The organism is Stenotrophomonas sp. ASS1, assembly GCF_004346925.1.
In the GTDB taxonomy this organism is placed as follows: domain Bacteria; phylum Pseudomonadota; class Gammaproteobacteria; order Xanthomonadales; family Xanthomonadaceae; genus Stenotrophomonas; species Stenotrophomonas maltophilia_A.
In genome coordinates, this window is the sequence record NZ_CP031167.1 from 2,156,952 (window position 1) to 2,169,400 (window position 12,449).

General features: G+C 66.4%; 9 protein-coding genes. 5 read left to right on the top strand and 4 right to left on the bottom strand.

Annotation, left to right across the window (positions count from 1 at the left end; all coding sequences use genetic code 11):
- Positions 1-11: 11 nt before the first annotated feature.
- A complete protein-coding gene (locus tag MG068_RS10180; RefSeq protein WP_032127374.1) occupies positions 12-956 on the bottom strand; it encodes a chemotaxis protein in 945 nt (314 codons plus the stop codon).
- A gap of 192 nt (positions 957-1,148) precedes the next feature.
- On the opposite strand from MG068_RS10180, the gene flgA reads away from it, so the two are divergent.
- The 4 genes from flgA (at position 1,149) to MG068_RS10200 (ending at position 3,833) form a co-directional block, all read left to right on the top strand.
- Positions 1,149-1,805: a flagellar basal body P-ring formation chaperone FlgA gene (flgA, locus tag MG068_RS10185; RefSeq protein ID WP_132810065.1), complete on the top strand. Its 657-nt coding sequence runs from the start codon at positions 1,149-1,151 to the stop codon at positions 1,803-1,805.
- A gap of 75 nt (positions 1,806-1,880) precedes the next feature.
- Positions 1,881-2,186, top strand: coding sequence for a flagellar biosynthesis anti-sigma factor FlgM (gene flgM / locus MG068_RS10190; protein ID WP_132810066.1), 306 nt, complete (start codon positions 1,881-1,883; stop codon positions 2,184-2,186).
- The gene (locus tag MG068_RS10195; RefSeq protein WP_049399388.1) at positions 2,183-2,521 is read left to right on the top strand and encodes a flagella protein; all 339 of its coding nucleotides are present in this window, start codon (positions 2,183-2,185) and stop codon (positions 2,519-2,521) included. Before flgM ends, MG068_RS10195 begins: the two co-directional genes overlap by 4 nt.
- Positions 2,522-2,612: 91 nt before the next feature.
- A complete protein-coding gene (locus MG068_RS10200) occupies positions 2,613-3,833 on the top strand; it encodes an ATP-binding protein (RefSeq protein ID WP_019337422.1) in 1,221 nt (406 codons plus the stop codon).
- Between the two features lie 410 nt (positions 3,834-4,243).
- Here MG068_RS10200 and MG068_RS10205 read toward each other — a convergent pair whose 3' ends face one another.
- Both MG068_RS10205 and MG068_RS10210 read right to left on the bottom strand, forming a co-directional pair.
- A complete protein-coding gene (locus MG068_RS10205; protein WP_032127372.1) occupies positions 4,244-6,016 on the bottom strand; it encodes an EAL domain-containing protein in 1,773 nt (590 codons plus the stop codon).
- A gap of 4 nt (positions 6,017-6,020) precedes the next feature.
- Positions 6,021-8,123, bottom strand: coding sequence for a sensor histidine kinase (locus MG068_RS10210; RefSeq protein ID WP_132810067.1), 2,103 nt, complete (start codon positions 8,121-8,123; stop codon positions 6,021-6,023).
- 131 nt (positions 8,124-8,254) lie between these two features.
- Between MG068_RS10210 and MG068_RS10215 the strand changes: the two genes are divergently transcribed.
- Positions 8,255-11,014: a bifunctional diguanylate cyclase/phosphodiesterase gene (locus MG068_RS10215; protein ID WP_132810068.1), complete on the top strand. Its 2,760-nt coding sequence runs from the start codon at positions 8,255-8,257 to the stop codon at positions 11,012-11,014.
- A gap of 202 nt (positions 11,015-11,216) precedes the next feature.
- Here the strand turns inward: MG068_RS10215 and MG068_RS10220 are convergent, their stop codons facing one another.
- Positions 11,217-12,440 carry a GAD-like domain-containing protein gene (locus MG068_RS10220; protein ID WP_206138698.1) on the bottom strand — a complete coding sequence of 408 codons (1,224 nt, stop codon included), beginning with the start codon at positions 12,438-12,440 and terminating at the stop codon, positions 11,217-11,219.
- Positions 12,441-12,449 lie beyond the last annotated feature (9 nt).

Sequence of the window (12,449 nt, forward strand, 5' to 3'; positions counted from 1 at the left end):
GATCAGAGGCCTCAGGCCGCCATCGCGACCTTGCGCAGGCGGTCCAGCACGAAGTCGGCCAGTTCGTGCGGCGAGTACTTGGCGACGAAGGCGTTGGCGCCGACGCGCTCGACCATCGCATTGTTGAATACGCCCGACAGCGAGGTATGAAGCAGGACGTAAAGGCCGGCCAGGCCCGGATGGCGCCGGATTTCCGTCGTCAGCGTATAGCCGTCCATGGCCGGCATTTCGATGTCCGAGATGACCATGGCGTAGCGCTCGGCGGGGTTCTCGCCCGAGGCCTGGATCTGCAGCAAGTGGTCCAGCGCCTGCTTGCCGTCGGAAAGCAGGGTGGCGCCCACCCCAAGCTGGTCCAGCACGCTGCGGATCTGTTGGCGGGCTACACGAGAGTCGTCCACCACCAGCACCTGCAGCTGCGGGCCGTCGGCGGGCATTGCCATCGCCGGGTCGAGTACTGCTTCACCGCGTACCTGGGCGATATCGGCCAGCACGCTTTCAACGTCGATCACCTGGATCAACTCGCCCTGGAAGCGCGTCACCGCCGTCAGATAGCTCGATTCGGCGCCCAGTTCCGGTGGCGGGTGGATGTCTTCCACCGCGATGTTGACGATGCGCTCCACGCCGCTGACCAGGAAGCCCTGGATCGAGCGGTTGAACTCGGTCACGACCAGGTAGCCGGGCGAGGTGTCCGCATCGGGCTCACGCTCGGGGTGGCCGATGGCCAGGCCCAGGTCCAGCACCGGCACCGAGCGGCCACGGACGTCGGCCACGCCGGCGAACTGGCTGGGCAGTCCGGGCACCTGGAACAGCTCCGGGCGGCGCAGGACTTCCTGCACCTTGAAGACATTGACGCCAAAAAGCTGACGTCCGCCGAGGCGGAACAGCAGCAGCGCCAGGCGATTGTGGCCGGCCAGTCGGGTCCGCTGGTCGATCCGGTTGAGCAGGTCATGGGACATGGCTGCTGTATCGGCGGGGTGGGCGCCGAACTTGAGCGCTTTTGTAGAGTCGCGCCATGCTCGACCCTGCCTCTGTAGAGTCGAGCTTGCTCGACTGGTCATGAAAGCAGTCGAGCAAGCTCGACTCTACACAAGCCGCTCTGGCACACCCCTTGCACGCACCTGGGCCAGATCCCTTCGACAGGAGGCGCCATGCGCCGGGTCACATCGCTCTTCGCCATCGCGCTTGCCCTGGCCTCGCCGTGGGCGGATGCCGCCGACTGGCAGCCGGTGGCCAGTATCCGCACCGCCGCGTTGTCGACGCTGCCGGCAGGCAGCGAGGGCGAGGCCCAGGTGGCCGATGCGCTGCGCTTGCCCAGGTGTGGTGGCGCGCTGCAGGTGCAGCCCACCGCCAACACCACGGTTGAAGTCAGCTGCCCCGATGCCGGCGGCTGGCGCCTGTTCGTACCAGTAAAGGTGCGGCGCAACCAGACCGTGCTGGTGCTCAACCGCGGAATCGGTACTGGAGAAACCCTCACCGCCGCCGATATCACCACTGCCCAGCGTGATGCCGCCCGGATTGCCGGTGCGGTGCTGGCCGATCCGAATGCAGCGATCGGCCGCATCGCCCGCCGTCCGTTGCAGGCCGGAGCCCTGCTGTCGAACAACGATCTGGTGGTGCAGCGTCTCATCAAGCGAGGAGACAATGTGGCCCTGGTTTCGCGTCGCGGCTCGGTCGAGGTCCGTATTGCAGGCCGTGCGATGGGCGATGCCGGTGAAAACGAACGGGTCTCGGTGGAGAACCTGTCCTCGCGGCGCATCGTGCAGGGCACGGTCGATGCCGCCGGTGACGTAATCGTGGCGCGTTGATTTACCGCAAAATATCCCTAAAGATCACGGCCCTGCGGCCGTTATCCCTTGTGAACGGCAACTCCAGGACACCCCATGAGCCAGAAAATCGACGGCAACCTGCAGGTCCCCCAGGCACTGCGCAGCGTGACGACCACGGCCAACAAGCCCGGCGTCAGCACCGATGCGGCGGCGCGCCCGGTCGAAGCGGCCGACAGCCTGCGCCTGACCGGCGAGGCCACCAATCTGCAGGCCATCGAGCGTGAGCTGACCACCGCCCCGGCAATCGACGCCCAGCGTGTGGCCGCAGTGCGCGAGTCGCTGCAGAACGGCACCTACAAGATCAATCCGGACGCGATCGCATCGCGCATGCTTGAGCTGGATCAGCAGCTGCACGGATGACCGCGCCGATGAGCGAACAACTGCAGCGGCTGGCCCAGGCGCTTGACGTTGAACGTCAGGCGCTGGTCGATCATGACGTACACGCGCTGATCCGGGCGACAGGTGCCAAGCTGGAGGCGCTGCGTGCACTGGAAGGCACGCCGCCGCTTGGTGAGGGGGATCACCTCCAGGAACTGGCCGAACGCAACCGTGCCAATGGTGTGCTGCTGTCGCGCCGGCGCCGCGAGGTCGATTGGGCGCTGCGCCAGCTCGGGCGTACCGAGGCCTCCTCCTCCTATGATGCCAAGGGCCAGTCGCATACGGTCACTGCGCGGCGCCCACTCGCCATCGCCTGACGCGACGGCGGTCGCACATCCCACCCCCGCGGGCTGAAGCCCGCCGCACGACCGCGTATATTGGGCGCCTGTTCGAATGCCCCGAGTCGCCGTGTCCGCTGCCAACGCCCTGGTTACCGCCCCCCTTCCGCCGCAGCCGGTGCTGCAGGCGCTGCTTGAGCGCCTGCGCGAAGGGCTGCTGCTGTTCACCGAAGACGGGCAGGTGGCCCTGGCCAACCCGGCCGCGCAGAACCTGCTGGCCAGCGGTGAGGGCGGCGGCCTGCCACCGCCGCAGCGCCTGCGTGAACTGCTGCCGCCTGATGCATTGGAGCAGGCGCGCCAGCATGGTCACTGGAACGGCAGCCTGCCGCTGGGCGAGGGCGTGGTCATCGCCCATCTGTATCACCACGGCCCGGTCGGCCAGGGGCACTTCCTGGCGTTGTTCCGCCATATCGAAGGCCAGGAAGACTACGAACGCGAATTGCAGCAGCGTCATGCAGAGCTGCGGCAGGCCTACCTGCGCCTCAACGGTACCCAGGAAAAACTGCTGCAGTCGGAGAAGATGGCCTCGATCGGCCAGCTCGCCGCAGGCGTCGCGCACGAGATCAACAACCCGATCGGCTACGTGCACTCCAACCTGGGCAGCCTGCAGGAGTACCTGCGCAGCCTGTTCACCGTGATCGAAGCCTACGAGCGCGCATTGCGGGCGCCGGACCCGAAGGCGCTGATCCCGGAGATCGACGATATCCGTGACCGCCTGGACATCGATTTCATCAGCCGCGACCTGCCGCAGCTGATGGCCGAGTCGCGCGAAGGCATCGAGCGGGTGACGCGCATCGTGCGTGATCTGAAGGACTTCTCGTATTCCGGCCGCGACGAGTCGTGGAAGCTGGTCGACCTGCACGCGGGTCTGGAATCGACCATCAACATCATCTGGAACGAGCTGAAGTACAAGGTCACCCTGGTGCGGGAGTTCGGCCAGTTGCCGTTGGTGGAGTGCCTGCCGTCGGAATTGAACCAGGTCTACATGAACCTGCTGCTCAACGCCGGCCACGCCATCGCCGAGCGCGGCACGATCACGGTGCGTACCGGCGTCGATGGCGATCACGTGTGGGTCGAGTTTGAAGACACCGGCGGTGGCATCTCGCCGGAACTGCGCCAGCGCATCTTCGATCCGTTCTTCACCACCAAGCCGGTGGGCAGCGGTACCGGCCTGGGCCTGTCGATCTCCTACAGCATCATCAACAAGCACCACGGCCGCATCGACCTGGACAGTACCCCAGGCGTGGGTTCGCGTTTCCGCGTGGTGCTGCCGGTGAAGCAGCCGCGCTGACTGCTCAGGGTAGTGCCGGCCGCTGGCCGGCAACCTCATTGAACCCGGCATCGAGAGCAGCCGGCCAGCGGCCGGCTCTACCAGGGCTTGTCCCAGACCTGGATTCGCGCTTCGAGTAGTGCCGGCCGCTGGCCGGCAACCTCATTGAACCCGACGTCCAGAGCAGCCGGCCAGCGGCCGGCTCTACCAGGGCTTGTCCCCGACCTGGATTCGCGCTTCGGGTAGTGCCGGCCGCTGGCCGGCAACCTCATTGAACTGGGCATCGAGAGCAGCCGGCCAGCGGCCGGCTCTACCAGGGCTTGTCCCCGACCGGGTCCGCGCTTCGGGTAGTGCCGGCCGCTGGCCGGCAACCTCATTGAACCCGACATCCAGAGCAGCCGGCCAGCGGCCGGCTCTACCAGAGGGGATCGTTACCGCAATGGGCGATCCTCACCGCCATCTCCGCTTTCCACCGGCGCCGGACCGGCGTTGCTGCGGCGCTGTTCCTCATAGGTGCGGAACGCCTGGTGGATGTGCTTGCGCAGCTCGTCGTCGTTCCACGGCTTGGTCAGGAAGCGATAGATCGCACCGCGGTTGATCGCGTCGGTCACGGTGTTCAGATCGGTGTAACCGGACAGCACCAGGCGGATCGTGTCCGGGTACAGCATCTTCACCCGGCCCAGAAACTCGGTGCCGCTCATGTCGCTCATGCGCTGGTCGGACAGGATCACCTGCACGTCATTGATTGCCAGCAGGTCGAACGCATCGCGCACGTTGCCGGCGGCCAGGATGCGGTAGCCGTCGCGACGGAACAGACGCACCAGCGAGCGCAGCACGTTCTCTTCGTCGTCCAGCAATAGCAGCGTGCGGTCGGGACGGGTCTCGGCAAAGGCTTCCGGACGCAGGTAGCGGCGGCGCAGGGTCATGCCGGCGGCATCGGCCGACATCGGTTCGCCGAACAGATAGCCCTGGAACACATCGCAGTCGTTGCGGCGCAGGAAGCCCAGCTGGGCCTGCGATTCCACACCGTTGGCGATCACGGTCATTCCCAGCTGGTGGCCCATGGCGATGATCGCGCGGGCGATGGCCGCCTCACGGTTGCCGGCCGGCGCGCTCTTGATGAAGCTGCGATCGATCTTGAGCTTGTCCACCGGGTAGCGGACCAGTGCACTCAGGCTGGAATCACCGGTGCCGAAATTGTCCAGGCTCAGGCTGATGCCTTCGTTGCGCAGATTGGCCAGCGTCTCGTGCACGAAGTTGACGTTGTTGGTCAGCGCGCTTTCGTTGATCTCCAGCGTCAGCATCTGTGCCGGCACGCCCGCGGCCTGGATCAGGCCCATGACTTCAGCGAAGAAGTTGGGCCGCAGCAGCTGCAGGGTGGAGACATTCACCGCGATGGTGAAGTCGTCGAAGCCCTGGTCGCGCCACAGGCGGGCCTGCTTCAGTGCGCCTTCCAGCACCCAGGTGCCGATCTGCACGATGATGCCCAGCCGCTCGGCGGTGCGCATGAAGCGCTCCGGCACCAGCATGCCAAGCGTCGGTGACTGCCAGCGCAGCAGCGCTTCCATGCCGACCACGTGGCCATCGCGGGCGCTGACCAGCGGCTGGTAACGCAGTTTCAGCTCACCATTGGGAATGGCGTCCACGATCTGGCGGGCGATGATGCTTTCGCTGTGCGCGCTCGGTGGCGTATCCACGGCGTGGATGCGCACCGCGTTGCCGCCTTCGCGGGCCGCCTGGTACAGCGCATCTTCGGCGTGATCGAGCAGGCGCGAGGTGCTGCTGGCATGGTCCGGGCACAGGCTGACGCCCAGCTTGCCGGTCATGAACAAGGTGTACGGCAGCACCGACAGCGGCAGCTCCATCTGCTGCCGGATCTCCTCTGCGAAGTCCTCCGGCAATGGCACGTCGGCGGTGCGTGGCACTGCGATCAGGAACTCATCGCTGCCGTGGCGCCACAGCTTGCCGCGACCACGCAGGTAGGACTGCAACCGCTGCGCCACCAGCACCAGGGCCTGGTCACCCACCTCGGCGCTCATGTTTTCGTTGACCGAGGCGAAGTGGTCGATGTCCACGTGCATCAACATCAGTGCGGTGCCGCCCGAGGCCGCTTCGGCGACCATCGCCTGCAGCTCGGGGTTGCCGGCGCCGAGGCGGTCGGGGGCATCATCGATGCTGACCGGGGGCTGGTTGGGATTCCACATAGGCTCAGTAGTCCGGTGACTCGACGGCGGCCATGCTGGCCGCCTGGTAGGGGAGGTGGACGTCGATCAGGGTGCCTTCGCCATGCGCGGACTCGATCCGAACGTGACCACCCACGCTCTGCGCACGTTCGCGCATCACGATCAGGCCCAGGCCGCGCGGACCGTCCGGGTCGAAGCCCTCGCCATCATCACGGATCTGCAGGTGCAGGCCGCGCTGGCCGACATCGCGCAGCTGCAGCTGTACCTGGCTGGCGCGGGCATGGCGCAGGGCATTGGTCAGGCTCTCCTGCGCGATACGGAAGCAGGCCTGCTCGATGCTGTTGTCAGGACGTTGTGGCAGCGGTTCGATCTCGGCCAGCAGTTCCACCGGCGAGGAACGGAACAGCACCCGTGCCTGCCAGCTCAGTGCGGCCTCCAGGCCCAGGGCATCCAGCTGCGGCGGGCGCAGCAGCGTGGAGATGTCGCGCAGCTTGGCCACGGTGGTGTCGGCCAGGCTGACGATCTGCGCCAGATCCTCGGCGCGGCGCTGTGGATCATGCTCGTCCTGCGCAGCATGGGCGGACAGCTTGATTGCGGTGATCGCCTGGCCTATATCGTCGTGCAGGTCGCGCGAGATCGCGCGGCGCTCATCCTCCTGCAGCGAGAACAGGCGGCCGGCCATCGCCTGCAGTTCACGGTTGCTGGTTTCCAGTGCACTGCGGGTGCGCTCGGAATCGCTCAGGTCGCGCACGATCAGCAGCTTGCAGTCGCGTCCGCCATAACGCACTTCGCCCACCGCCAGGCCGGCATGGAAGCTGCGGCCATCCGCGCGCTGCATCGCCACCACGCTGCTGTGACCGGGCCCCAGGTGTGGCTGGCCTGCACGCAATTGGCTGCGCACGCGGGCCAGATCGGCGCTGTCCACCAGTGCTGACAGGGGCTCGCCCAGCAGGGTGTGGCTGCCATAGCCGAACAGGCTGGCGGCCCAGGCGTTGGCGTACAGCACGTGTTCGTCGGAGAGGATGACCACGCCGTCGGGCAGTACCCGTACCAGCTCGCGGAACTGTTCCTCGCGCTCGCGCAGCAGGCGTCGCGACTGCTCGCGCTCCGTCACGTCCTGCAGGGTGCCCAGCACGCGGTTGCGGCCGGCCTCGTCGATGCCGCTGGCCGCACGCAGATGCACCATCAAGGCGCGCCCATCCATCGACAGCAACGGCAACAGCACGTCCACCTGCACGGGATCGCCGGAGCAGAGCTCGGCCAGCAGCTGTTCGGTCTGGGTGGCGGTGGCCGGGTCGGCCGGCACCAGCAGTTCGTCGAAGCGATGCCAGCGCCGCGCCTCGGGCGGGCGGCGACCGAGCAGGCGATAGACCTGGTTCGAATAGCGGCCAAGTCCCGTGGAGGGGTCCAGCTCCCAGGCGCCGATGCGTGCCAGCTCGTGGGCTTCTTCGACCCGCGCCAGCGCCTGGTCACGGCGCAGCTGGGCCAGGTTTTCAGCGGTGCGGTCGATGGCAATCAGCAGGCGGGCGTTGTGGCCGTCATAGCTGATGGCGTTGGAGCGAAGTTCCATCTGACGCAGGGAGCCGTCGCGCAGCTGCAGTTGGGTACGCAGTATGCACAGTTCCTCCGGTGCCTCGCGGATCGCCTCCAGCTTGGTCTGCAGTGCCTGGTCCTGGCCTGGCGGCCACAGCGAATCGATGGTCTGCTCCAGCAGTTCGTCACGGTCCCAGCCGAAGGCCGTACAGGCCGCCGGATTGGCATCGAGGATCGCCAGTGTGTCCAGGTCGTAGACCAGGATCGGGCCGGGGTTGCCTTCGAACATCTGCCGCAGGCGCAGCTCGGAGGCCTGCTGGCGTGCATGGGTGTGCAGCACATGCTCGGCCAGCGGGCGCAGCAGCAGATACAGCAGGCCGGCACTGGCGAGGGCAAAGAACGAGCCCTTCAGGCCCTGCCACAAGGCCGCCTGCTGCGGGTCGGGCACCAGTGCCTGCACTGCACTGTCGGTGGAGATCATCCAGGCCAGCGCCATCGCCAGGTAGCTCAGCACCACCCGGCGCCGGTCGCGGCTCAGCGCCTGCGCCATCCGCGGGTCGGGAACTGGGGCGTTGCCGGTCGGTTCTGCGGGCATGGACAGGGCGGAAGAAAGGGGCGCCGGCCATCTTACCGCGCAGGTGCGCCCAGACCACTCAATTATCCGCCGCAGGCGCCGTTAACCACTGCGTGCCCCGCTGACGGGCGTGTCATCCGGAGCAAGATCGCGTGGACCAAGGGATCATCGCCAGCCTGCTGCAGCACCCGCTTGCGTCGGCGCTGGTCATCGTCGACCGCACGGGCCGCCCGCTGGCGGCCAATCCGGCTGCGCGCGAGCATGGCCTGCCGGCGACCGTGGCTGCGTATGCGCCGATGCTGGAAGATCTGCGCCTGATGGCCGCCGATGGCGGCATCGTGGCCTGCACGCTGCCGGGTGGCCCGCACGGCCACTACGACGGCCACCTGCGCGCCGTGCATGATGGCGCCGGCAACCTGCTGGCCTTCACGCTGAGCATTCCAGAGCCGGTGCCGCTCGGCGGCGGTGGGCGCTGGGAGCTGGCGCTGGACAGTGCCGGGCACAGCCTCTGGGACTGGGACATTCCCAGCGACCGTGTGGTGCGCACCCCGGCACTGGGCGATGAAACCGCTACCGAGATTCTGGCCCGCGTGCACAGCGAGGACATCGCACAGGTGCGGGCTGCACTGGATGAGCATCTGCGTGGCTTGAGCGAGCAGTACAGCGCACAGTTCCGTTTCCGCCAGGCCGATGGCCAGTGGCGTTGGGTACTGGACCGCGGGCGCGTGGTCGCGCGCACCGCCGATGGCCAGCCGCTGCGCATGGTCGGCACGCATACCGATATCGAACAACAGAAGCAGCTGGAAGGGCTGCTTCAGGAACAGCAGCTGCACCTGAGCGAGGCCCAGCGCATCGCCAGCATGGGCAGCTGGTCGTTCGACCCCAACAGCGGTCATTTCTGGTGGTCGCCGGAGCTGCGTTCGCTGCTGGCGTTGGAGCAGGGGGCCGTACCCGGCCAGCGGCGCTGGCTGAAGCAGCTGCATCCGCGCTCGCGTGGTGCGCTACGCGCAGCATGGCGACGCTTGTGGCGCGATGGCCGGGCCGCCAACATCGAACTGGAACTGACCCGCGGCAACGAACCGTCGCAGCATCTGCGGCTGTGGATGCAGCCGCTGCTGGACACCGATGGCCAGCCCAAGCGCCTGCTCGGCCAGGTGCAGAACATTACCGAACAGCACCAGACCGACGCACTGATCCGCTGGCGCACCGAGCTGCTGAACCGTGTCTCCGCACTGGGCCGCATCGGCGGTTGCGAGATCGAAGTGCAGACCCGGCATATGCAGTGGACCGAGGAGTGCTACCGCATCCACGGCCTGCGCAAGGAGCCGATCACCCTCGACCAGGCGCTGGCGCTGTACACCGAGGATTCGCGCAATGCCTTCGAGGCGGCGCTGGGCCGGATCGCTGCGGGTGGACTGCCCGAACAGCTGGACCTGTGCTTCTACCGCCAGTCCGGCCTGCGCGTGTGGGTGCAGGTACTGATCGAGCTGGATCGCCGTGACGGCCTGCCGCCTCGGTTCGTGGTCCTGTTCCGTGACATCACCCGCGAGCGCGAGGCCAACGAGCGCATCGAGCTGCTGGCGCACTACGATCTGCTCACCGGTCTGCCCAATCGTGTGCTGCTCGGCGAGCAGACCGCCGAAGCCATCGAGGAAGCGCGCGACCGCGGCACCTCGCTGGCGATGTTGTTCATCGACCTGGACGGCTTCAAGACCATCAATGACAGCTTCGGTCATGCCACCGGTGATGCGCTGCTGAAGGCCGCCGCCACCCGCCTGCACCAGAACCTGCGCAACAACGACCTGTTCGGCCGCTTCAGTGGCGACGAGTTCATCGTCGTGCTGCGCGACCTGGCCGAGCCGGAAGACGCCGGCCACGTGGCGCGCAAGCTGATCGCTTCGCTGGCCGAGCCGCTGCGCCGTGGCGAGACCACGTTGAAGGTCGGTGCCAGCGTCGGCATCGCGATGCTGGGCGATGCCCAGACCGATTTCGATTCACTGCTGCGTGCCGCCGACGCCGCGATGTACGCGGCCAAGGAAGCGGGGCGCAATACCTACCAGTACTACAGCCAGGACGCATTGGCCCGCATCCAGCGCAAGCTCGAGTTGGAGCATGCCCTGCACGGAGCGATCGAACGCGAAGAGTTCAGCCTGGCCTACCAGCCGCTGCTGCATGCGCACCAGGGCGAGCCACCGGCGATCGAGGCCCTGCTGCGCTGGCACCGGCCCGGCATCGGCTACTGCAGCCCGGCCGAGTTCATACCGATTGCCGAGAAGTGCGGCGAGATCGTGCGCATCGGCGACTGGGTGCTGAACGAAGCCTGCCGCCAGGCCATCGCCTGGGACCGTGCCGGGCTGTGTTTCGACCGCATCGCGGTCAATGTGTCGGCGGTGCAGTTGCGTGACCGTGGCTTTGCCGAGCGGGTGATCGAGATCTGCCATGCCCACGGCTGGCCGCCGCAGCGGTTGGAGCTGGAGCTGACCGAGTCGGCGCTGATCCGTGACACCGACATCCTGCGCCACTGCTTCGACGTGCTGGAACGGCATGGTGTGCCACTAGCGGTGGATGACTTTGGTACTGGCTTCTCCAATCTGAACTACCTCAACCGTTTCCCGGTGGGGCGCCTGAAGATCGACCGCAGTTTCGTGCAGGGCATGCTGCATGACTCGGGCACGGCCGAAGTGACCCAGGCCATCGTGCACCTGGGCCATGCGCTGGGCATGAAAGTGGTGGCCGAGGGCGTGGAAACGCACCAGGAAGAAGACATGCTGCGGCGCCAGGGCTGCGACGAGATCCAGGGCTACCTGTATTCGCGCCCGCTCAGCCCGCGCGACCTGGCGCAGTGGCTGCGGCAGCAGCATCCGGCGCCCGGGCGCACAGACGCTGCCAGCGAGGTCGTGCTGGCACGCTGAGGTTGGCGCCGGGCTTTGCCCGGCGGGATCGCCGTACGCCGACGCACCGCTCTGGTAGGTGTCGACCTTGGTCGACACGGATGCCGGTGCTCGCGATCATCCACGCACAGCGTGGACCTACTGACGGCGCCGGCTCTGGTGGGTGCCGACCGTTGGTCGGCACTGATGCCTGCGCTCGCGCTCATCCAGGCATGGCGTGGAGCTACCGGTTGTCGCCATCCGGTTGGGTCGGCGGCTTTCTGGGTGTTATCCCGGCAAGAGCTTCCAGCTCGGCGAGACGATCCGCCTTCACCAGGTGCGCAGCGTTCCAACCGCCTTCGGAAACCGCGGGCGAAAAGCTGTAGATCTCATTCGGAGCCAATGGCCCAAGTCGGTCACGTGCATGGGCATGCAGGGGCTGCTCATCGTCGTCGGTGACGTCAAGATAGGGACCATCCAGGGCCTCCAGCAGGAATGCCAGTTTCCAGTTGCGTTCCACCGCATCGGCGGGGTCTGGTAGATCCGATTCTGTTGAGACGTGTCCGCTGTGCGGATCGATGCTGATCTGCGCGGAGGTGTTCTCCCCACACAGCAGAATCTGGCCGAAAGCCGTCACCGCGTAGACATGGAAAGTATCGGCACCCTCCATGGGATTGCCTTGCAGGAACGCGGTAGCAATCTCCGCATACAGGTGGGGATCGACCAAGGCGAGCCTGTCGTCGCGATAGCGTGCGAGGCCATCACGTCGCCACAGTGCCAGCAGCAGGTTGGGTAGCACGTCTTCCCATGCCGTCAGGGTGGCTTCGGAAACTGCTTCAACCTTGGAGCTCGGAATGAAGCCCTGAAGAAACTCGTCAGAATCCAACCCCGTCACAGGCAACGCGGTGTTCGGTACGGCCAGCGCATTCCAATCCGTGCTGATTGGCAGGTAGTCCAGGAAGGCGAGTAGTGTCTCCGCCCGTGCAAGTTCCGGGCTGCCCTCGTGGGTTGGAATGACGGTCACCGAGCCTCCGGAGACAAGCAGCAACGTGCCCGCAGGAAGGTCATGCCAAGCCTTGTCCAGCACCAGATACCGCTCTGGCGCCTCATCGATATCAGCGTCCAGGATGATGACCTGTGGGCCACCCTGCAGGCAGCCGGCGGAGACCTCGACGGTTGCGTCGGTCACACCTGCATCAGGATCGTTCACATCCATAGGCGCGGAGTACGGCTGCTGGAAATCGCCGAATGACTGTAGAGCTTGATGAAGCGCAATCAGGGAATCGGGATCCAGGGCAAGCGGGTCTGGGGCAACCGGGAGTTGCAGGGCAAGTGAAAGGCAGAGGGCGGCGCTGGCCATGGGCGGTGGGCTGATCTGAACTGAAATCGGACCTGCACGATGATGGGCTGTCCGGCCCAGGTCCATGCAAACAATCCGAATCTGCGCGTCTTTATAGGCGACATCCACGCATGGCGT